We start from the raw sequence: 21,645 nt of genomic DNA on the forward strand, positions 1-21,645 counted from the left end.
GGGTGCATCTCGAGGAGCCCGATGTCTTGTGGGTCGACTTCCAGGGCTCCACGGGACTGGAGGATGCGAAGCGGCTGCTGTCCATCGTGCAGGAGGTGGCGGTCCAGGGGCCCGTGTTCGTCGTCGTGGACATCGACGGGTCCGTCATCGACAAGCCGGCTCGCGAGTACTTCAGCAAGGAGTCCAGCCCGGAGTGGCTGCGAGGCGTCGTCTACGTCGGAACCCAGCGACTGCAGATGGCGAGCGCCAAGGCCGTCGCCTTCGCGCTCTACCTCACGGGAAGGCTGAAGGGAGACGTCGAGTTCGTCACGAGCGGGCAGGCCGCGCGCGAGCTCATTGAACGCAAGCGCGCGAAGGCGGCGGCCCGCTAGCCGCGCTTCGAGGCATGGTGCCATCTGTTACATTCGGTGCCATGCGTGCATGGCTGTGCTTCTTGGTCCTGTTCTGCGCCCTCGGCACTCCGGCCCTGGGCGTCACGGTGGAAAGGGTGCCCCGGCCCGCCGTGGGCTCCTGGACGGTGGACCTCACTCCGTCGCACGTCCTCAGGCCAGAGGTGCGGGCGGAGGTCGACGAGATGGCCCGCTCGCTCAATGACCGTGGGCTGGGCCAGCTCATGGTGGTGATGGTGGACACCACGTCGCCCCAACGCTCGCGTGAGTTCGCGATGGAGCTCTTCAACCGCTGGGGCATCGGTCATCCCGGGAGGGACGACGGCGCGCTGCTCTTCATCGCGTACGCGGACCGCAAGGCGGAGATCATCCTCGGAGATGGAGTCGATGAGCCCGACGACCAGGTGGCCAGCGACGTGGTGATGGCGCAGGAGATCGTGCCTGCCTTCAAGCGTGGCGACCCGAACGACGCCGTGCGCGGGGGCGCTCAAGGCCTGAAGGAACTCATCGAGAACTCGCGGCTCAACAACCCCGTCGCCGTCGCCGACGCCCCGAGCGCCGCCAGTGACGACGTCGAGCTCACGGACTGGGACCGGGAGGCGTTCCTGAGCACTCCGCACATGGAAGTGATCACGGTGGAGGAGTCCTCCTCTTCGCCGAACGTCGGCCTCTTCGCGGGCGCCGCGGGCGTGCTCGGCGCGGCGGGGCTCGCGGGCAGTGCCTGGCTCCGCCGTCGTCCGCGCAAGTGCCGGACGTGCGGCACCCCTCGAGTGCGGCTCAGCGAGGCGGAGGATGATGCGCACCTCGACCCGGGCCAGCGGCACGAGGAGCAGCTGGGCTCCATGGACTACGACGTCTGGTGGTGCGCGCCGTGCGAGGACGCGGCCGTCGAGCGCTATGGCCGGTTCTTCTCTCGCTTCAAGCGCTGCAAGAAGTGCAGCTACGTGACGGGCAAGCAGACCTCGCGGACGCTGCGGAGCGCGACCTACGACCACGGCGGCGAAGTGATGGTGACCGTGCGTTGTGGACACTGCGAACACGTCTCCACCTCGCGCCACAGCACGCCCCGGCGCACTCGGTCCTCGTCGTCGAGTTCCTCGAGCTCCTCCCGCTCCTCATCGTCCGGAGGTGGGCGCTCGTCGGGAGGAGGCTCCAGCGGAAGCTGGTAGGACCCCCTGGCCGCTCAGGGCCGCGTCGGCGCCCAGAGGGCGCTGTGGGCCTCCGGCGCGTCCGGGGATTCCTCCGCCGTGTAGAAGTAGGCCGCGACCGTGGCCCGGCCCCGTCCTTCGGGACACGTCAGCGCGGCGGGGTGGCCGTGCCAGTGGGTGTCGCCGTGCGCCATCACGACCAGCCGATCGAGCACCGGCGCAATGCGGGCCTCGCACCGGGAGAGGTCGGCGTTCCACAGCTCCAGGTCGCCGCCCCACTCGGGCTCCCAGCCCGGGTTCAGGTAGTACAGCACCGTGAGCCGCCGTGTGAGCGCACGCATGCGATCGCGGTTGAAGTCGGCGTGGAGCGCCAGATGGCCCCCGCGCAGCGTGAGGTGCAGCCCGGCGCCCCGGAAGTGCGGATCCGCGATGAGCCCCTTGATGCCGGTGATCGTCTCCAGGAAGTCGAGGAACGACAAGCCCGAGAACTCCGCGAGCAGGTGCCGGAGCGCGCCGTGCACGCCCTCGAAGGCCTTGCGCTGAAGCTGCCCCAGGCGGGCCGCCTGCTCCGGATGATCACGGCGCAGCCAGGGGGCCCCGGTCGCGCCTGGGAAGACGCCGGCCAGCTCCGTCGCCAGCCGCTCTCCCAGGAATCCGTCGATGACGACGTGCGGATGGGGCCGGGCGGCGCCGTAGGTGTCGCGATGCGCCAACCCGAGCGAACGGAGCGCCGTCCGGCTGAGGAAGAAGCTCGGACCCAGCAACGGGCCTTCATCGACGGTTGCGACGCTCACGGGATCTCTTCCTCTGGGGGTTGCTGGCCGCCGATGATGCCATGCGCACGAAACGCACGTCTCTTCCGGCCTCACCCGGGGGCGTCGCCTTCGGTCTCGAGGAGTGCCGCGAGGAACAACGCATACGTCAGCTCGGCGACGGGCCGACGCTCCCGCCGGGCCTGGAGGCGCAGCGCCTTGGGCAGGGAGCAGGACTGGCCCCGTTCACCGTCGCGCATCTGGACATAGCCTCGCGGGGAGTAGCCCATCACCTGCCAGCCCATTTGACACAGCGCCCGGCTGAGGTCGTCGGTGAGCTGGTGATGGAGGGCGCGAGCGATGGGGACGGGGCGGAAACGCTCGCTCGACCAGCCTTCCGTGTCCTCGTGCCAGCCGCGCGCGCGCAGGTAGTTCACCTTGCGCGCGAGCGACAGTCCGCCGACGTGGCGCTCGAGCTTCATGGGGCCTCTGGGGAGCGGGCGCCGAGTATCCGCGGGGAAGGGCTCCCTTGTCTGGCGCTGCCATCTTCCACATACAAGTGTGCGACGCCAACAGGGTCTACGTCGAGGACCCTCTGGACGAAGCCGGCGACGTTGCAGCTCACGGTGATGCCGAAGGCGAAGGGCGCCTCCCTCCACGTGCACATGGAGAAGCTTCCAGACGCGGAGGTCCGCGAGGCCATGCGCGAGCGCTGGTCGAAGGTCCTCGCCGGGGTTTCCTGATGTCCATCGGGGCGGGGATTGACGTTGCGTCCACCCACCCTGTACCTCCGAGCCTTCACTGAAGAGACACCGCCTCGGCGGTGGAAGAGGGGGAGCACATGCAAGCCATGGCGAAGTGGGGGACCCTCCTGGTGGCCCTGGGGGTGGCCTTGGGAGCGTGCTCGGACGCGGGGCGTCCGGAGGCCGGAGCGTCCGCGAAGCAGGGCTCACGCGCGAAGGCGCTCGCGGCGGGGGAGGTCCGGCTCCTTCGCGACATCGACTCGAGAAAGGCCACGGCCAGCCCGTCCTACACCGAGTCCGCGTACCAGGCACTGCGCGTGGGGCGCACGCTCTTCTATGCGGCATCCGATGTGCGCAACGGGCTTGAGCTGTGGAAGAGCGATGGCACCCCCGAGGGCACGTCGCTGGTCATGGACATCCGGCCGGGGTTCAGCGACGGGAACCCGGACAACTTCGTGGAGCTGGACGGCCTCCTCTACTTCACCGCCACTGATCACTTCGGCAACGAGCTGTGGCGCAGTGACGGCACCTCCGAGGGGACCTGGCGGGTCAAGGACCTGCTCCCGGGGCCCAACAGCGGCGCGCCGCGCTTCCTCACCCGGGTGGGCCACCTGCTGATCTTCGCCCGCGAACGCGAGCTGTGGAGGAGCGATGGCACCGAGGCGGGCACCGTGCGCGTGCGCTCCTTCGAGGGCTCCATCTGGGGCACCGTGGGGGAGCTCACCCTCTCTGGCGGGACGCTCTTCTTCGCCGCGAACGAGCCGGGCTATGGCACCGAGCTGTGGAAGAGCGACGGCACCCTCGAGGGCACGGTCCTGGTGAAGGACATCATGCCCGGCACGGGACATTCCCAGCCCACGAACCTGCGGGATGTGAACGGGACGCTCTTCTTCACCGCGAATGACGGGGTGCACGGCAACGAGCTGTGGAAGAGCGACGGCACTCCCGGGGGCACGGTGCTCATCGCGGACGCGAACCCCGGGGCCAATGGCGGTCTGTACATCAGCTCGCCAGCGGTCGTGGGCGGGACGTACTACTTCGCGAACGACGGGCTGAACGGCGAGGGGAGCGAGCTGTGGAAGAGCGACGGCACTCCCGAGGGCACGGGGATGGTCAAGGACCTCATGGCGTATGACCACGGCAGCCCCGACTCCTTCATCGACGTGAACGGGGTGGCCCTCTTCACGGCCCAGGGAAATGGGATCGGGCGCGAGCTGTGGCGGACCGATGGCACGCCCGAGGGCACGGTGCTGGTGAAGGACATCCATCCCGGAGGGGCCTACTCCTTCCCCAACTTCCGGGTGGTGCTGGACGGGGTCCTCTACTTCGCCGCGGAGGACGGCGTGTCCGGCAACGAGCTGTGGCGGAGCGATGGCACGCCCGAGGGCACCTGGCGGGTGAAGGACATCAATCCCGGTTCCGCGGGCAGCGGCTTCAGCAAGATGCTGGTGCTGGACGGCCGCCTCTATTTCTTCGCCTACGACAGCGCGGTGGGCATGGAGCTGTGGACGAGTGATGGCACCGAGGCCGGCACCGTGCGGCTGACGGACCGGGGCCCCGGGACGTTCGACTCCACTCCCCAGTACTTCGTGGACGTGGGCGGCACGGTCTTCTTCTCCGCGAATGATGGCGTGCACGGCACCGAGCTGTGGAAGAGCGACGGCACGCCCGAGGGCACGGTGCTGGTGAAGGATGTGTCTCCGGGCCCGGCCACCTCGGGGGTGGGCGGGATCAGCCGGGTAGGGGAGACGCTCTTCTTCATCGCCCACACGCCGGCCACTGGCTACGAGTTGTGGAAGAGCGACGGCTCCGAGGCCGGCACGGTGATGGTGAAGGAGATCCGCGCCGGGACGGAGTGGTGTTCCTGCAACGTGCTCGGGGCCTACCAGGGGATGCTCTACTTCATCGCCAACGATGGCGCGTCTGGCGTGGACCTCTGGCGCAGCGACGGCACCGCCGAGGGCACGGTGAAGGTGAAGGACTGGCCCTACGACCTGTCCAGCGGCGCCATCCGCGAGCCCGTCCAGATGGATGGCATCCTGTACTTCATCCGCCTCACCGCGCTGTGGCGCACGGACGGTACAGACGCGGGGACGTGGATGGTGAAGCAGCTCATCGGTGATTCGAGCAGTGATTCCAACCTGCTCACCGTCGTGGGGAACCGGCTCTTCTTCCGCTCCTTCGACTACAGCAACGGCTCCGAGCTGTGGATGAGCGACGGCACGCCCGAGGGCACCGCGCGGGTGAAGGACATCTTGCCCGGTGTGAATGGCTCCAAGCCCTCATCGCTGGTGGGCATGAACGGACGCGTCTACTTCGCCGCGAATGACGGCGCGTCCGGCATCGAGCTGTGGACGAGCGATGGCACGCCCGAGGGCACGGTGAAGGTGAAGGACCTGGTGCCAGGGTTTGGCGGCTCCGCGCCCACGTTGCTGACGCGCGTGGGCGGGACGCTCTACTTCGCCGCCACCGACGCCTCGGGTGCCCCCGAGCTGTGGAAGAGCGATGGCACCGAGGCGGGCACCGTGCGCGTCAGGGCACCTGAACCGGGTCTCGTGGGCACCGGAGAAACGGTGCCGTTTCTCGCGCTCGAGCCCGAAGGCGTGTTGCTGTTCACCGCCGCGGAGGCAGCGTCCGGCGTCGAGGTGTGGAAGACGGACGGGACGGAGGCGGGTACCGTGCGCGTCACGGACATCGCGCCGGGGCCAGGCTCTTCGCGCCCGCGCATGCTCACGCGCAGCGGCAACCGCATCTTCCTCTCCGCGAATGACGGCTGGACGGGCTTGGAGCCTTGGCTCATCCCCCTGCGGGCGGTGACCGGCCCCGTACCGCCGACCGTCACCTGCCCCGAGGACGTCACCGCGGAGGCCACCCGTGCCGAGGGCGCGGACGTGAGCCTGCCGGAGGCTCGGGCCTCGGACGACACCGCCCCGCCGCGGGTGACGTACAGCCCTGCGTCGGGCAGCACCTTCCCGCCAGGCGACAACCAGGTGTCGGTCACGGCGCAGGATGAGGAGGGGCTCACTGCCACGTGTACCTTCCACGTGCTCGTCCGCGACACCACCGCGCCCCAGCTGACGTGTCCGGAGGACGTCTCCGTCACCGTCGAGGACGAGGCTGGGCACACCGTGGAGTTCCCTCCCGCCACCGCCGTGGATCTCGTCACGGCCTCCCCCGTTCTGACGTACAGCAGGGCCTCGGGCAGCACCTTCCCGCCCGGGACGACTCCCGTCACCGTCACGGCCGAGGACGCCGCGGGCAACCGCGCCACGTGTGATTTCCAGGTGTCGGTGAACGTGATGCCGTCCCCCTTCGATGCGGGGACGGAGCCGGACGCGGGGATGGAGTTCGACGCAGGGACGGAGCCGGACGCTGGCCCGCAGACGCCGGACGCAGGGACGGAGCTGGACGCGGGGACGGAGCTGGACGCGGGGACGGAGCTGGACGCAGGGACGGAGCCGGACGCTGGCCCGCAGACGCCGGACGCAGGGACGGAGCTGGACGCAGGGACGGAGCCGGACGCTGGCCCGCAGACGCCGGACGCAGGGACGGAGCTGGACGCAGGGACGGAGCCGGACGCTGGCCCGCAGACGCCGGACGCGGGGACGCAGCCGCCGGACGCTGGGACGAAGCCGGACGCGGGTGTGCCACCCCTCTCGGATCCAGAGGGCACGGGGTGCGGATGCGCGGCGGGCAGTGGTGCGCCCGTGAGCGCTGTCTGGGGGCTGCTGGGGCTCCTCGGCGCGATGGCCGCCCGGCGGCGCTCCATCTCCTGAGCGACCTCTACAGGCGGAACTCCTTCTCCAGCAGCTCCGCCGCGCGCGCCGCTCCAGCCTCCGCGCGCAGCTCCTCCCGAAGGGCCGCGAGCCGGGTCGCGACGGCCGGGTCCTCCGTGAGCTGAAGCAGCGCGGAGCGCAACGCGTCGGGCGTGGCGTCCTCCGTGTCGATCCGCCTCGCGATGCCGATCGCGACGAGCTGGTCGGCATTGGCGAACTGGTCCGTCGCCTGAGGCACGGCAATCATGGGCACCCCGCAGAACAGGCCCTCCTGCGAGCCGCCCATGCCCGCGTGGGTGATGAACGCATCCGCCTGCTCGAGTACCGCCAACTGCGGCACCCAGCGGTGGACCTCGACATTGTCTGGAATTGTTCCCAGGTCCTCCATCACCACGTGCTTGCCGATCTGCAGCACGACGTGCCAGCCGGGAAGCCCTCCGAAGGCAGCGAGGCACGCGCGGTAGAATCCGGGCTGGCGAGTGAAGGTCGAGCCGAGCGACACCAGCAGCACCTTCCGCGTGCCTGGGGGACGCTGCCACGAGCCCTGTGCCGAGCGATCCCCGAAACACGGCCCCACGAAGGTGAAGCGCTTGCGGTCCACCCGGTCCGCCTGGGGTTGGAGCGCTCGCGGAATGAGCACCAGCCCGCGCGCCGGCTTCCCGACGAAGAGCATGGCATCCGTCTCCGCCACGCCGCACTCCTTCAGCCAGGCGGAGTAGCGCTGGCAATGCGCCACGGCGCGCGGCTCGGTGCGCAGCATCTCCACCATGGCGGCCATGTGCTGGAACCACCAGTGCATCCGGTCCTGAGGCGGCCGCATCCAGATCGAGCGCATCGACGCCCGTCATGCGAAGGCACGAACGTCGATGCAGGAATGGGGGCGCTTCGAAGACGGCTCGTCGATGCGTGTCGCGGGGACCTACTTCGACGAGCTCGTGAACACCGGCGACGGGCGCTGGCGCTTCACGCACCGGCGCTTCGTCGCGCACTACGCGGATACGGAGCCCGTGCCGGGCACGGTCTTCCCCGTGGGCCGCTGAGGTCCCCTGCCGGGTCCCGCGCCCCCGTCAGCGCGTCTTCTGCTGGTACGCCTTCACCAGCGCGTTCATGCGCCGCCCGCTCGGGTCCTCCTTGCGAGGGTCGGCGACGACGAGCACCCACTTGCCCGAGACCACCGTGGAGCCGACGGCGTCGCCGATGAGCGCCCAGCCGGCCTCCTCCGCTTTCCTGGCCTGCTCCGCGCCATTGAAGTGGCACACCGTGGCCTCGAGGCCGCTCACCTTTCCGGCGTGACACCTGCCGCCGGGCAGCTTCTCGCCGACGTCGGTGAAACCGGAGGGCGACTCACCCGCCGCCCTCCATGCGTCCAGCACCTCGTTCACATTGCTGGAGCAACCCGTCAGCAGCATCGCTCCCAGCACGAAGCTGATGCGCCGCATGCTCAGTCCCACCCCTTGTGCTTGTGTTTGTGCTTCTTGTGTTTGCCATGGCCATGGTGGTGGTCATCATCGTCGTCCTCCCGGATGATGATGACCTCGCGAGAGGGCGGAGGCGGCCTGCCTCCGACCTTCACGTCCACGTCCACGTTCACGCCCACCTGGATGATGGGGCCGTGGTACTGGGGCGGCGGCGCGAACGTCACCACCGGACGCGGCACGTTCCAGCCGCGATAGACCGTGTTGACCCGCACCCGCTTCGGGTTCTCCCGCTGGTACGCCTCGGGGTACTCACCGGCGTAGTAGTGGACGTCCTCCTTGTCCACGAACTCCTGGTGCGGCGGTGGCTCGTAGGCGTGGTAGTGCGGCCCGTCGTGATAGCAGTACTCCACCACGTCCACGTCCACCTGGATGTCGACGAGCACGTTGAGCACCACCGGATGGTGCCCGTAGTAGGAGTGCCGGGGGCCCTCGTAGCCAAAGGGCGTGGGGTCGCCGATGAAGACGTAGACGTTGTCGCGCGTGCGGTAGAGCGTGTCCGCGTACAACGGCGCGGCGGAGTGCACGTGCATGGATTCGAGGTGGCACAGCCCGTCCCCGGGCTGCCCGGTGCGCGGGTGCATTCCCGCGTATCTCCACTGCTTCGCCTCGGCCGTGCTGGCGGCCAGGAACAGCAGCGCAGTGGCCAGAGGGGCCAGATTCCTGTGTGACATGGTGAGGGTCTCCCTGGAGACGGGCACGCTCCAGCCACTCCCTGACCCGGACCACCCGAGGGCGATCACATCCAGGCGCGTGGCCCGCCTCCGCTGTGTCCGGAGAGGTACTCCACGCGCATTCCGGCGACAGCGGGCACGAAATTTTTCGGTGCCGCGATATCGCTGTTGATCAAGAGGCTGTCTCGACTTTCGAACCTGCCCTGGCGTGCGCGGCCGGGGCTGGACACTTCGTCTGTCCAATCCCAGACGGCACGATGGAAGGAGGCAAGCGTCCAGGGCACGCGGGGGTCCGGTCCTGGATGGGCGGCCATTCCCGTGGGGGCATTGGGAGGGTCCGCTTGCGCCCATACCCTTTCAGGCCACATCGACCTGAAGCGAGGACCCCCGATGTCAAACCCCCGCTGCTCGTGCCGCTCTCGTTGGATCCGTCTCCCGGTCTTGATGCTTTCGCTGCTGCTGTGCAGTGCATGTGAGGCCGTGGGCCGGATCGAGTCCCCTGAAGTTCAGGCCCTTCCCATGGAGCCTGCGTCCGCCCCCGAAGAGGATGCGCTTCCCCCGACGCCCCCCACGCTGCCTCCGACTCCCGCGGGGCTTCGGCCCGTCGCGGTCTGGGAGGGGATGTTCGTGGAGGAGTGGGGCCGCGAGCACATGCAGACCTTCCTGCCCTGGAGCAACTCACGCGACAGCTGGGACTTCTACAACCTCGCCTACGGCCTGGACGCCAACACCTCGATGTACCGGGCCACCGGGAAGCGGGCGTACCTGGACCGGGCCCTGCTCTACGTCAACAACCTGGTGGCCTCCGCCCGCGTCTCCTCGGCGCTTCCCCAAAGCCAGTTCAAGGACGGGTACCTGGGCTGGTCCTCGTCCCTGTCAGCTCCCGCCGGGCAGGAGGTGCCGCTCTATGAGAGCTATTGCTGGCGCTATGTGACGCGCATGCTGCGCATCATCCGCGAGACGCCGGACCTCTACGGCTCTGGCAACTACCGCAGGCAGTACGACCGGCTGCTGGCGTTCACGGAGCGGAACATCTTCGACAAGTGGTTCCTGCGCGGGGCGAACGACTTCGTCTACCGCAACCGCACGCACATGGCCGCGCACTGGGCCTTCATCGCCATGGACCTGTCGCGGATGACCACCGACCCGGAGCGGAAGGCCCGCTACCTGGAGGTCTTCAGCAACATCAACCACGGCATGCCGAACTTCCCGTCCTCGCTGCGCGACAAGATCGCGCCCAACCCCGACCACCCGGCGGCCTGGTTCTGGAATGACAAGTGGGACACGAACGCCCAGCCCGGCCAGGACGTGGCGCACGCGAACAACGTGCTGGCCTTCATCGTCGAGGCCCACGACGCGGGCATGGAGTGGACGGACGCGGACATCCGCAGGTTCGTCGCGACGCTCAACACCGTCATCTGGCCCTCGCCCAAGGTGTATGCGGAGTTCGTGGATGGCACCGGGCCGGGGGATGGCTGGTTCAACGACGGGCTGATGAAGCTGGGCCGTTACGACGTCAACCTCCAGCGCCGGCTGGAGCAGCACCGCGTGGGCCAGAACAGTCAGTTCTTCGCCAACGGCGCGCTCAACGTGCGGATGCTGTCCGAACAGGCTGTGCAGTAGGTGGGGGAGGGGGCCCCGTCCTCGGACAGAGGACGGGGCGCGGTTTCGGCACTGTCAGCGGGTCGCGCGGGCCGCCGGGAACATGCGGACCAGCAGGGCCGCCAGCGCGGAAGCCGTCGCCAGCAGCGTCACGCCCACCCAGCCCCAGTGGGCCAGCACCAGGCTGCCGCTCGCCGCGCCCACGGACATGCCGATGAACACGCCGGCGAACAGCAGGGCGTTGAGGCGGCTGCGGGCGGCGGGCTCGATGCCGAAGACGAGCGTCTGGTGCGCCACCAGCGTCACCTGCGCACCCAGGTCGAAGCCAATCGCGCTGGCGCCAATCAGCCACAGCCGGTGATGGGGCTCGAGCCACGGCGCCGCGAACATCGTGGCGAAGGAGAGGACGGTCAGTCCGGCGCCCAGGCGCGTGACGACCTCCGGCCCGTAGCGATCCGCGATGCGGCCCGCCACCGGAGCGCCCAACGCCCCCGCCGCGCCCGCCAGACCGAAGGCACCCGCGGCCGCGCTCCCCAGGTGGAACGGGGCACCATGCAGCATCACGGCGAGGGTGGACCAGAACGCGCTGAAGCCAATGGAGATGAGTCCCTGGGCCAGCGCCGCCCGGCGCAGGGCGCCATGCTTGCGCCACAAGCCGGCCAGCGAGCCGAGCAGGGCGCCGTAGGAGAGCGTGTTGGTCGGATGGAAGCGGGGCAGGCCGCGCCAGGCCGCCACTCCGACGAAGGCCACGCTGGCGGCGGCGACCATGAACATGGCGCGCCAGCCGAAGCGCTCGGCGACCACGCCGCTGATGACGCGGGACAGGAGGATGCCGAGCAGCAGGCCCGTCATCACCGTGCCCACCACCTTGCCTCGCTCTTGCTCGGGGGCCAGGGTCGCCGCGGCCGGCACGATGTCCTGCGCCACGGTCGCCGTCAGGCCCACGGTGAAGCTGACCACCAGCAGCAGCTGGATGTCCGGAGCCAGTCCGCCCAGCAGCAGGGCCACGCTCAGCAGCGCGGCCTTGATGAGGATGATGCGGCGCCGGTCGAAGCGGTCACCCAGCGGCGTCAGCAGCAGGATGCCCAGCGCGTAGCCCAACTGCGTGAGCATGGGCACCAGCCCCACCGCGGTGTCGGAGGCGCCGAGCGTGGCCCCCATCACCCCCAGCATCGGCTGGCTGTAATAGATCGCCGCCACCGACAGGCCGGCGCTCGCGGCCAGCAGCAGGCGCAGCCCGTGCGACAGGGAGCCACTGGCGGCGGAGACCGGTGAGGGGAGGGCGCCGTTTCCGGCGGTTCCATGTACGGCGCGAATGAAGGACATGATGGTCACCTCGGGTGATGCGCGATGAGGTGACAGTGCGCCAGAGGAGGAGGGGACGGTAGACGCCTGCTCCGTACAGCGGTTATACGCTTTGCGTATCACCATGCCCAACCCATTGAAGCCTGCCCGTCGGCGTGGGTCGCCGCCGAAGATTCCCGCGTCCGCCAGCGCCGACCGGCTGGAGCTGATGCAGACGTTCATCCGCATCGTGGACGCCGGGAGCCTGTCCTCCGCCGCCGCGCAGCTGGGCACCACGCAACCGACGGTGAGCCGCCGGCTCCAGGCGCTGGAGCGTTCACTGGGGCTGCGGCTGCTCCAGCGCTCCACCCACGCGATGAAGCTCACCGAGGACGGGACGCGCTGCTACGAACGGGCGAAGGAGCTGCTGGCCAGCTGGGACATGTTCGAGTCCGACCTGCGCGGCGCGAGCGACGAACCCGAGGGCACCCTGCGCGTCGTGGTGCCTCACGCCTTCGGTCAGGAACTGCTGGTGGACCCGCTGACGGAATACCTGGGCCGCTACACGCGGGTCTCCGTCGAATGGCTGCTGCATGACCGGCCGGTGGACTTCATCGCGGACGGCATCGATTGCGCGCTCCACGTCGGCGAGGTGAAGGACCCCAGCGTGGTGGCGATCCGCGTGGCCGAGGTGCCTCGCATCGTCGTGGCCGCGCCCTCGGTGCTGACAGGGGGACGCGTACCGGTGCATCCCGACGAGCTCGCGAGGCTGCCCTGGCTGTCCCTGCGCACGTTCTATCGCAACGAAATCTCACTCACCCAGGTGGCCACCGGTGAGGTCCAGCCCATCGTCTTCCAGCCGCGCGTGAGCACGGACAGCCTCTACGCCATGCGCAGCGCCGCGGTGAAAGGCCTGGGCGTCTGCGTGGGCTCGTCCTGGGTGCTCCGGGAGGACCTCCAGCGCGGCCGGCTCGTGCACCTGGTGCCGCGATGGCAGGCGGCTCCGCTGCCCATGTACCTGCTCTATCCCGCCGCGCGCTTCCATCCGGCGAGGCTGCGCAGGTTCGTGGAGTGGATGCGGGAAAGGATTCCGGCGGCCCTGGCGGTGGCCACTCGCACGGGATGATGCGGCGTCTATCTGGCGGTGGGCACGAGGCCGTAGAGGGTGGTGACCTCCTGGGAGCGCGCGGCGTGCAGGGGGTCCGCCTTGTCCTTCGCCTTGGAGTGCCGTGCCGGGGTGGACTTCCGCCACGCCACCGTCAGGCCGCAGCGCTCGAACTGCTCCTCGATCCACCCGGCCGGACGCAGGCCCAGCAGCACGGCCAGGTCCGAGAGGATCAGCAATCCCTCTCCCCCCGAGTTCAGCGCGGCGGGGAGCCCTTCGAGGAAGCGGCGCAGGAACTGGCTGTCCTCGTCGAACACCGCGCGGTCCACCCGGTTCTTGGGAGGCTCGGGAATCCACGGCGGGTTGCAGACGACGAGGTCCGCCTTGCCTTCCGGGAACAGGTCCGCCTCCGTCACCTGGAAGCGCTGCGAGAGGCCAAGCCGCTCCGCGTTCTCCCGTGCGCACGCCACCGCGCGGGAGTCGCAGTCCGTGGCCTGCGCGGACGCCGCTCCGCGCTGCAGAAGGAGGAAGGACAGCACGCCGGTGCCGGTGCCCACGTCGAACACGCGCTTGCCCTTCACGTCCGGTACCGCCGCCAGCAGCTCCACGTAGTCCGTGCGCGTGGGCAGGTAGACGCCGTAATGCGGATGGAGCAGCCCCTTCAGCCCCGGGACCTCCAGGCCCTTGCGTCGCCACTCCGCGGCCCCGAGCATGCCGAGCAGCTGCTTGAGCGGGACGACGGTGAAGTCCTCCGTGGGCTCCCCCCAGACCTGCCGGCACGCCTCCGCGACGTCCGGCGCGCGCGCGAGGTCCAGGCGGTAGCCTCGGTCCAGCGCGACGACGATGCGCGACAGCGTCGCATGCTCCAGCTGCCGCGCGCGGCGTTCGGCCCGGAATGCCTCCAGCGGTGAGCGGGCCTGCCAGGGCCGTTCGAGCCGCCGGCCCAACGCGCCCAGCAGCTGCTTCGCGTTGTGGAAGTCGCCGGAGTAGCGCAGGAACTCGCCCCGGCGGACGCGCTTGAGCGCGGTGTCGGCGCTGAGGCCGTCGTCCACGGGCGACAGGCGAGTGGGCGCGGGCTCGTCACTCTCCGAATGCCAGGTGAACGCGGCTTCGGGCGGAAACTCGAACGGCGAGGCGGTGGGGCGGCGGGGGCGATCCATGCCCCTGGGGTAGCACGGTCAGGACTCACGGCACAGCCGGTCCACGAACTTCAGCATCGTCGGCAGGCGCGAACTCCCGTGCATCCGCCGGATGTGCTCCGCGGCGGTCGCGGTCTCCATTCCAATGGCCGTGACGAGCAGGGGCCGCAGGCTCCCTCCCCGCACGATGGGCAGCGCGGGCCCGGTGGTGACATAGGGTGTCTTGGCCACGCCGATGACGGGCACCGTGCGACAGAGCGCCTCGTACAGGTGCGCTCCCAGTCCGGGTACGTTCTCCCCGAGCCACACGTAGCCGTCCACGACGATGGCCTCCAGCGGTTCCTGCACGTCGGCGAGCACCCGCAGCAGGTGCGGCAGCTCGCGGCGGTAGAACTGACCGGGCTCGTAGGGGGCCGCGATGGGGCCCCGGTCCACCAGGTGCCCGGCCTCCTTGGCGTCCGTCCACCCTCGGAAGAGGACACACGCGGCCACGGTGACGTCGGGGCGGTAGTCCACGTCCACGCAGGCGAGCATCCGGGTCTCCTTGGGCACCCCAAGCTACAGCTGATCCACCGGACACTGGAGTCCTCAAATCAAGGTTGGGTATTTCTTGATTTAGAGCTTTTGCTGTTAATGCAAATTCCTTGCCGGAGGGGTCCAGATGATGAGGCGTGCGGTGGTGTTTCAGGCGGCGCGTGGGCGGACGCGGGCGACACCTGGGCTCAGTTGGATGACGTGAGCCTCACGCGGGGCGCGAACCTGGTGGCGCAGGGTGGCTTCGAACAGCAGTCGTCCTCCACCGCGACCTCGCCCTGGTACGTGCAGGGCAACGGCGGGGTCGACCGGGGGTTGGGCTTCGCGCGCACGGGCGCCAACAACGGCTTCGTGCGCAACAACACCGGCTGGAACGCCCTCAAGCAGGAGGTCGCGGTGACGCCCAACACCGTCTACACGCTGACGGGTTGGGTGAAGACGTCCTCCAACCAGAATGACGGCTACTTCGGCGCGCGCATGCTCAACGGTGGCCCCGTCCTCAACGAGGTGCACCTGACGCAGCCGTTGGGCGGCTACGCGCTCCAGTCCGTCACCTTCAACTCGGGCGCCAACCACAGCGTGGAGGTGTACGCCGGAACCTGGGCGAACGCGGGCGACACCTGGCTGCAGGTGGACGACGTGGCGGTGGTCCGCGACTGAAGCCTCGGGATGCAGGGCACCCCCGTGCCCTGCATCAGCGGGTGCGCTTCCGGACCAGCAACTTGTCGAACATCTTGTTGCTGGCGCTGTTCGAGAAGTCGAACTCCAGCGAGTCCGTCACGCTGCTGTTGCTCTCGATCGTCGTGAATCCATGTTCGAGGCTGCCGCTGCTCTTGGTCGACATGTTGGTGTCGCCGAAGAGCGCCGCGACCTTGCCCTTCTTCAAGAAGGCGCCCACGCTCTTGTTATTGGCCTGGCTGTTCAGGATGTGGCACCCCAACAGGGTGCACTCTGAATCCGTGCCGGATCCGCTGACGATCTTCGCGGCGTTGCCCAGGTCGGTCTTCCCGACCGAAAACGCGTAGTGGGCCGACAGGGAAGGGTCGTGGATCAGGGTGATGTCATTTATCCCCGACTCCTTGTTCGTGTTGTTGGTGTGGCGGAGCCAGCTGGAGTCGACGCTCTGCGCAATCAGCCGATTGGTTTCTTGCAGGCCCGTCTCGGCGAGGATGATGACGTTGATGCCGGGCTCGTTGATGACCAGCTTGGCCAGCTGCTCCGTGAACCCCACCGCGTTTCGCAGGGAGAAGCTGCGGATCGGCTCCGTGAAGGGCAGCATTCCCCCCGAGGACCGAACGGCGGTCGAGCCGGAGAACTGGCTCGTGGCATCGAGGGACTGATAGTAGATCTTGAGGTCCGGTTTGCCGTTGACCTTCGCATGGATGAGCAGTCCATGGTGGTCGCTGAAGACGGCGCTGGAGAATCGGTTGACGAGGCCGCTGAGCGCGACCTCGCCCACCTTCGTGTCCTTCTTGCTCAGCAGCGAGTGGTAGCCGTCAGGGCTCTGCTCGAAGGTCCACTCGGCGTAGGTCCGCGTGACCGGGAACGTGATGGGCAGCTGCCTCACGTCGTCCAGGTCCAGGTGGAACTGCATCGTGACGATCATCTCCCGCAGCTCGTACAAGCAGTCCAGCAGCTCGTCGTCCCGGGAGGGCGCATCCGTGACGGTGCCGAACCCGGTGGGAGGTGATTTGGTGAGCAGCTGCTCCCTCAGGCCGGCGTTGAGCGTCCTCAACTGACTCTTGACAAGCTGGATGCCGAGCGCGGTCGCCTGGCCACGCTTGACGAGGGTGTCACGGGACCGGAGCCGCTTGATCCACTCCTGACGGTAGTCGGGGTCACTCGACTTGGACTGCTTGTCGATCTTCTTGGTGACGTTCCCCTTGGTGTCCAGCGTGTACGTGCGCTTATCGGATTTTTGCTTGGGCATGAGGTCCTCCCTTGCAAGCCTATCGCGCTTCCGGGGGCTGGCCGCGTCGGGGTGACGATCAGCCCTCGGCGGTCTGGGGCTGCTCGCCGTCCGGGCGCCCGTCGCGACACACCTGGGGGGCTTCTTCGGTGGACATCACCGAGGTCGTGGGCTCGGAGTTCACGCCGACCGTTTCGACGCAGCGGTAGTTCGCCGCACCGCAGTTCGTGTCCTCGCCGTTGACGCTGCAGGCGGTCTCGCAGAGCGGGAACCTCTGCGCACAGACGATGCTGCACGGGGTCTCCGCGGCGAGGGCCGTCGCGGAGGTGAGCAGGAGGAGGGCGGCGGCGAACGGGGTGGGGATGCGCATGCGGAAGCTCCGGTGGAGAAGGGGAGCGTGGATGCTCGCCCCGGACATGCCGCGTGGGGAATCGTGGCAATCCGCTACTCGGCGGAAGCGCGGACGAGGGGCGCCTTGCGGCGGCCCCGTCCTCAGCGAGGTGCACCTGACGCAGCCTTTGGGCGGCGACACGCTTCAGTCGCTGTCCAGGGCGCGCAGGCGTTTCGTGAGCTGCTCCGCCAGCGTGGGGACCTGGGGCTCCTCCAGGAGGGTGAGGTGCGTTCCCGGTACGTGGCACACCGAGATGCCTCCCGGGAGCCACGCCTTCCAGCCTTCGTCCTCGGCCCGGGTGGGATCGTTCGCGCGGACCGCGGCGCGGAAGAGCTCGACGGGACCTTCGTAGGGGCCGGCGGGGATGTAGCCGCGGTTGGCTTCACCGAGCCGTTCGTGGACGGCGAAGAGGCGCTCAATCTGTCCCGGCTCCAGTCCGCCCGCGGCGGGCAGGTTGCGCAGCAGATGGATCATCCGCGAGAGCAACGCTTCGCCATGGAGGCTTTCCAGTTGCTCGAGTTCAGAGGCGGGGACTTCATGGACGGGGAGCCCGACCATCTTGCCGAACGCGGCCAGTCGGATGAGCGGCGGCGGCTCCGGATCCGGTTCGCCCGAGGGCGCGATGCTGTCGAGCAGCGCCAGGAACTCCACCTGTTCGCCCAGGGCCTGGAACTGTCGCGCCATCTCGTAGACCACGAGGCCGCCGAAGGACCAGCCCACGAGCCGGTAGGGGCCGTGGGGCTGCACGCCGCGCACCTGCTCCAGGTAGAGCCGGGCCAGGGGCTCCATGGAGGTCGGCGGAAGGTCTCCGTCCTCCAGTCCGGGCGCGAACAGGCCATACACGGGCCGCTCGTTGCCCAGGTGGCGCACGAGGTCCGCGTAGCTGAGCACGCCACCGCCACCGCCATGGACGAGGAACAGCGGCCGGCGCTGGGAGTCTCCCGTGTCGAGCCGCGCCAGGTTGGGGCCCAGGACCTGGGCTTCCTCGGAGGGTGACAGCCGTGCGGCGAGCCGCTCGACGGTGGAGCCCTGGAAGAGCGCGGACAGGGGCAGTGCCCGGCCCGTGCGCTCCCGCAGGAGGGCCATGAGGTGCACGGCGAGCAGGGAGTGGCCGCCCAGGTCGAAGAAGTCCGCGTCGGCGCTGACGCGCTCCAGGCGAAGCACCTCCGCGAAGGCCTGGGCGATGAGCTGCTCCAGGTTCGTGCGCGGCGCGACGTAGCGGCCGTGTGTCGCGGCGACGTCCGGAGCGGGCAGGGCCTTGCGGTCCACCTTGCCGTTGGCGGTGAGGGGCAGGTCCTCCAGGGCGACGAAGGCGGAGGGCACCATGTAGCCGGGCAGCTGTTGCTGGAGCTGGGTTCTCAGCGTCTCCGTCAGCGCTTCGGACACAGGCGCGGACGGGACGAAGTAGGCGACGAGGCGCCTGTCGCCGGGCAGGTCCTCGCGGAGGAGGACGAGGGCCTCGGAGATGGCGGGGAGCCGGCGCAGCGCGGCTTCGATTTCGCCGGGCTCGATGCGGAAGCCGCGCAGCTTCACCTGGAAGTCCGTGCGGCCGAGGAAGTCGAGCGTGCCGTCGGAGCGCCAGCGGGCCTTGTCTCCGGTGCGGTAGAGGCGCTGGCCCGGGAGGGTGGCGAAGGGGTGCGGGATGAAGCGCTCGGCGGTGAGGTCGGAGCGGTGGAGGTAGCCCCAGGCGAGGCCGTCGCCTCCGACGAAGAGTTCGCCGGGGACGCCCACGGGCACCGGGCGCAGCTGCGCGTCGAGCACATAGGCCGTGGCATTGGAGATGGGACGGCCAATGGACACGGTGCCTTCCACGCGCGTGTCGGGGCGGAGCGTCAGCGTGGTGGAGAACGTCGTGTTCTCGGTGGGACCGTAGCCGTTGACGAGGACGGCGCCCGGAGACAGGCGGGAGAGGTGCTGGCGCACGCGCTCGGCGGGCAGCACGTCGCCACCGGCGAGGACCTGACGGACCTGCGCGAGGGCTTCGCCCTGGTGCAGCGCCATCTGCTCGAAGAGGGCCGCGGTCAGCCACAGCGTCGTCACGCGGTGGTCGCGAAGCAGGGCCGCGAGCTCCTCGGTGGAGAGGGCATGCGGCGGAGCGAGGACGAGCTTCGCGCCGTGCAGCAGCGCGCCCCAGATTTCGAGGGTGGACGCGTCGAACGCGACAGGGGCGAACTGGAGGAAGACCTCATCTGCGCCGAAGCGGATGAAGTCGCTGCCGAGCACCAGTCGGGTGATGCCCCGGTGGGGCACGAGAACGCCCTTGGGCTGGCCGGTGGAGCCGGACGTGAACAGTGCGTAGGCGAGGCTGTCCGCGGATGCAGGCACGGCGGTCGCGTGCGTGGGCTGACGCGCGAGCAGTGAGGCTTCGGCGTCCAGCAGAAGCGTGCGTCCTGGGAAGGACGGCAGGCGCGTGGCCAGGGAGGAATGGGACAGGAGCAGGGGTGCGGCGCAGTCCTGCATCAAGAGGGCGAGGCGCTCGCGGGGGTGGGCCAGCTCCAGCGGCACGTAGGCCGCGCCGGCCTTGAGGATGGCGAGGAGGGAGACGATGAGGTCGAAGGAGCGCTCGAGGCCCAGGGCGACAGGTGTGCCCGGAGTGACGCCCAGGTCGATGAGGGCATGGGCGAGTTGGTTGGAGCGCTCATCCAACTGCCGGTACGTGAGGCGGTCGTCGCCGAAGACCAGGGCCACCGCGTCTGGCGTCTCGCGTGCCTGGGACGCGAAGCGCTGGTGGATGGAGGCTTCGGCGGGGAAGGACGACCGCGTGTCGTTCCAGTCGAGCAGCACCTGACGCTGCTCTTCGTGAGAGAGCATGGAGGCGGATGCGAGCGGTGCTTCAGGATGGGCGACGAGGGCTTCGACGAGGACGCCGAAATGCCGCGCCATGCGCTGTGCGGTGGTGGGAGCGAAGAGGGCGGTGTTGTAGCCGAGCGAGCCGTCGAAGCCGTCCGGTGTCTCGAAGAGGAACAGCTCCAGCTCTGCCTTGACGGTGTGGCCTTCTACCTCCAGCGGGCGCAGGGCGAGGCCCGGCAGTTGGACCGCGGGCATGGAGGTGTTCTGCAGCGAGAAGAGGGCCTGGAAGAGCGGCGGCCGCGTCAGGTCACGTTGAGGCCTCAGGTCCTCGACGAGGCGTTCGAAGGGGACGTCCTGGTGGGCGTAGGCACCGAGGGCGGTCTCGCGCACCTGCTTGAGCAACTGGTGGAAGGACGCACGGAGGGACACGCGGGTTCGCAGCACGAGGGTGTTGACGAAGAAGCCGATGAGGCTCTCGGTCTCCGCGTACGTGCGGCCCGCGATGGGCGTGCCGACGCTGATGTCCTCCTGGCCCGAGTAGAGCGAGAGGAGCACCTGGAAGGCAGCCAGCAGGAACATGAAGGGAGTGACGCCTTCACGCCGTCCCAGGGCCTTGAGTGCGTTCGCGAGTGGCAGGGGCAATTGCAGCGGCTGCGTGGCACCGTGCGATGACTGCACTGCGGGGCGTGGGAAGTCGGTGGGCAGCTCCAGCGGAGCCGCGTCCGCGAGGCGCTGGCGCCAGTAGTCGAGCTGGGTGTCGAGGACAACGCCTTGCAGCCACGAGCGCTGCCACACGGCGTAGTCGGCGTATTGGATGGGCAGCTCGCGCAGGGGTGAAGGCCGGTCTTCGGAGAAGGCTGCGTAGAGGGCGGCCACCTCGCGGACGAGGACACCGCGGGACCATCCGTCGGAGACGATGTGGTGCAGGGTGAAGACGAGCACATGCTCGTTGGGGGCGAGCTTCAGCAGCAACGCGCGCACGAGGGGGCCGGTGGCCAGGTCGAAGGGACGATGGGCCTCGGAGGACGCCAGTCGCCGTGCTTCGTCGAGGGCGGCCTCGCCCAGGGGGCTGAGGTCCACCATGGGCAGAGGCAGGTCCGTGGGTGAAGCGATGCGCTGGAAGGGCTGACCCTGGTGGGAGGGGAAGCGGGTGCGCAGGGCTTCGTGGCGGCGCACCAGTTCGGTGAGGGCTCGGCGCAGGGCTTCGAGGTGCAGCCCTCCTTCCAACCGCAGGATGGACGGGACGTTGTAGGTGGATGCGCCGGGGACGAGCTGATCGATGAACCACAGGCGCTGCTGGGCGAAGGACAGGGGCAACGCCTCCGTACGCGGTGCAGGCAGCAGCGGGGGTGCTTGAATGCCGGAGGCCTGCTTCCCCGCGTCATCGATGCGGCGCGCGAGGTCCGCGAGGATCGGGGCTTCGAAGACGGAGCGCAGGGGTAGTTCCACGCTGAAAGCCGCGCGCACGCGGGCCACGAGCTGCGTGGCCAGGAGTGAGTGGCCACCCAGTTCGAAGAAGTGGTCCTGCGCGCCCACGCGAGGCAGGCCCAGCACTTCCGCCCAGAGGGACGCGAGCAGCTCCTCCGTGGGAGTGCGAGGCGCCACGTAGTCGGAGTTCGACGCGGAGGCGTCGGGAACGGGCAAGGCCTTACGGTCGACCTTGCCGTTGGGAGTGAGGGGCAGGGCGTCCAGGAAGACGAAAGCGGAGGGCACCATGTACTCGGGCAGCCGCTGCTTCAGTGCCTCCCGGAGCACGGATACGTCCTGGGTATCCGCGACGACGTAGGCGACGAGGCGGGCTTCACCAGGGGCGTCCTGGCGAGCCACGACGACGGCCTCGTGCACGGAGGGAAGCGTCCGCAGCACGGTGGCGACTTCCTCGGGCTCCACGCGGAAGCCACGCACCTTCACCTGGAAGTCGACGCGGCCGAGGA

General features: G+C 69.2%; 19 protein-coding genes. 8 read left to right on the forward strand and 11 right to left on the reverse strand.

Annotated features, from left to right (window positions below; all coding sequences use genetic code 11):
- The first annotated feature begins 26 nt into the window (after positions 1–26).
- Together D7X99_RS17760 and D7X99_RS17765 are read left to right on the forward strand one after the other, a co-directional pair.
- On the forward strand, positions 27–371 hold the full coding sequence (locus D7X99_RS17760) for a hypothetical protein (protein WP_121778806.1): 345 nt from the start codon (positions 27–29) through the stop codon (positions 369–371).
- A 62-nt stretch (positions 372–433) separates the two neighbouring features.
- Complete coding sequence (locus D7X99_RS17765; RefSeq protein ID WP_233613473.1) at positions 434–1,558, forward strand: YgcG family protein; 1,125 nt, start codon at positions 434–436, stop codon at positions 1,556–1,558.
- 14 nt (positions 1,559–1,572) lie between these two features.
- On the opposite strand, the gene D7X99_RS17770 is transcribed toward D7X99_RS17765, so the two are convergent.
- Positions 1,573–2,331 carry a 2OG-Fe(II) oxygenase gene (locus tag D7X99_RS17770; RefSeq protein ID WP_121778808.1) on the reverse strand — a complete coding sequence of 253 codons (759 nt, stop codon included), beginning with the start codon at positions 2,329–2,331 and terminating at the stop codon, positions 1,573–1,575.
- 71 nt (positions 2,332–2,402) lie between these two features.
- Entirely contained in the window at positions 2,403–2,771 is a 369-nt protein-coding gene (locus D7X99_RS17775; protein ID WP_120574737.1) for a hypothetical protein, read from the reverse strand.
- Positions 2,772–2,903: 132 nt separating this feature from the next.
- Here D7X99_RS17775 and D7X99_RS44280 point away from each other — a divergent pair, with 132 nt between their 5' ends.
- Together D7X99_RS44280 and D7X99_RS17785 are read left to right on the forward strand one after the other, a co-directional pair.
- Entirely contained in the window at positions 2,904–3,032 is a 129-nt protein-coding gene (locus D7X99_RS44280) for a hypothetical protein (protein ID WP_255429414.1), read from the forward strand.
- A gap of 98 nt (positions 3,033–3,130) precedes the next feature.
- A complete protein-coding gene (locus D7X99_RS17785; RefSeq protein WP_121778810.1) occupies positions 3,131–6,808 on the forward strand; it encodes an ELWxxDGT repeat protein in 3,678 nt (1,225 codons plus the stop codon).
- 7 nt (positions 6,809–6,815) lie between these two features.
- Here the strand turns inward: D7X99_RS17785 and D7X99_RS17790 are convergent, their stop codons facing one another.
- Complete coding sequence (locus D7X99_RS17790; RefSeq protein ID WP_233613475.1) at positions 6,816–7,643, reverse strand: macrolide family glycosyltransferase; 828 nt, start codon at positions 7,641–7,643, stop codon at positions 6,816–6,818.
- 31 nt (positions 7,644–7,674) lie between these two features.
- Here D7X99_RS17790 and D7X99_RS17795 point away from each other — a divergent pair, with 31 nt between their 5' ends.
- Complete coding sequence (locus tag D7X99_RS17795) at positions 7,675–7,848, forward strand: hypothetical protein (protein ID WP_121778811.1); 174 nt, start codon at positions 7,675–7,677, stop codon at positions 7,846–7,848.
- A gap of 27 nt (positions 7,849–7,875) precedes the next feature.
- Here the strand turns inward: D7X99_RS17795 and D7X99_RS17800 are convergent, their stop codons facing one another.
- A complete protein-coding gene (locus D7X99_RS17800) occupies positions 7,876–8,247 on the reverse strand; it encodes a hypothetical protein (RefSeq protein ID WP_121778812.1) in 372 nt (123 codons plus the stop codon).
- Positions 8,248–8,249: 2 nt separating this feature from the next.
- On the reverse strand, positions 8,250–8,957 hold the full coding sequence (locus D7X99_RS17805) for a hypothetical protein (RefSeq protein ID WP_121778813.1): 708 nt from the start codon (positions 8,955–8,957) through the stop codon (positions 8,250–8,252).
- 519 nt (positions 8,958–9,476) lie between these two features.
- On the opposite strand from D7X99_RS17805, the gene D7X99_RS17810 reads away from it, so the two are divergent.
- Entirely contained in the window at positions 9,477–10,580 is a 1,104-nt protein-coding gene (locus D7X99_RS17810) for a hypothetical protein (protein ID WP_233613478.1), read from the forward strand.
- Between the two features lie 54 nt (positions 10,581–10,634).
- Here the strand turns inward: D7X99_RS17810 and D7X99_RS17815 are convergent, their stop codons facing one another.
- Positions 10,635–11,885 carry an MFS transporter gene (locus tag D7X99_RS17815; RefSeq protein ID WP_121778824.1) on the reverse strand — a complete coding sequence of 417 codons (1,251 nt, stop codon included), beginning with the start codon at positions 11,883–11,885 and terminating at the stop codon, positions 10,635–10,637.
- A gap of 103 nt (positions 11,886–11,988) precedes the next feature.
- On the opposite strand from D7X99_RS17815, the gene D7X99_RS17820 reads away from it, so the two are divergent.
- Complete coding sequence (locus D7X99_RS17820; RefSeq protein WP_233613480.1) at positions 11,989–12,969, forward strand: LysR family transcriptional regulator; 981 nt, start codon at positions 11,989–11,991, stop codon at positions 12,967–12,969.
- A gap of 8 nt (positions 12,970–12,977) precedes the next feature.
- On the opposite strand, the gene D7X99_RS17825 is transcribed toward D7X99_RS17820, so the two are convergent.
- The gene (locus D7X99_RS17825) at positions 12,978–14,108 is read right to left on the reverse strand and encodes a class I SAM-dependent methyltransferase (RefSeq protein WP_121778816.1); all 1,131 of its coding nucleotides are present in this window, start codon (positions 14,106–14,108) and stop codon (positions 12,978–12,980) included.
- Between the two features lie 18 nt (positions 14,109–14,126).
- Positions 14,127–14,639, reverse strand: coding sequence for an endonuclease V (locus D7X99_RS17830; protein WP_233613481.1), 513 nt, complete (start codon positions 14,637–14,639; stop codon positions 14,127–14,129).
- Positions 14,640–14,822: 183 nt separating this feature from the next.
- Here D7X99_RS17830 and D7X99_RS17835 point away from each other — a divergent pair, with 183 nt between their 5' ends.
- Complete coding sequence (locus D7X99_RS17835) at positions 14,823–15,281, forward strand: hypothetical protein (RefSeq protein WP_233613482.1); 459 nt, start codon at positions 14,823–14,825, stop codon at positions 15,279–15,281.
- Between the two features lie 34 nt (positions 15,282–15,315).
- Here D7X99_RS17835 and D7X99_RS17840 read toward each other — a convergent pair whose 3' ends face one another.
- The 3 genes from D7X99_RS17840 to D7X99_RS17850 form a co-directional block, all read right to left on the reverse strand.
- Positions 15,316–16,551, reverse strand: coding sequence for a hypothetical protein (locus D7X99_RS17840; RefSeq protein ID WP_121778818.1), 1,236 nt, complete (start codon positions 16,549–16,551; stop codon positions 15,316–15,318).
- Between the two features lie 58 nt (positions 16,552–16,609).
- Positions 16,610–16,900, reverse strand: coding sequence for a hypothetical protein (locus D7X99_RS17845; protein WP_147476173.1), 291 nt, complete (start codon positions 16,898–16,900; stop codon positions 16,610–16,612).
- Positions 16,901–17,065: 165 nt separating this feature from the next.
- On the reverse strand, positions 17,066–21,645 hold a 4,580-nt coding region (locus D7X99_RS17850), incomplete at its 5' end, for a non-ribosomal peptide synthetase (RefSeq protein WP_147476174.1).

It is taken from the genome of Corallococcus sp. AB032C, from assembly GCF_003668935.1.
In the GTDB taxonomy this organism is placed as follows: domain Bacteria; phylum Myxococcota; class Myxococcia; order Myxococcales; family Myxococcaceae; genus Corallococcus; species Corallococcus exiguus.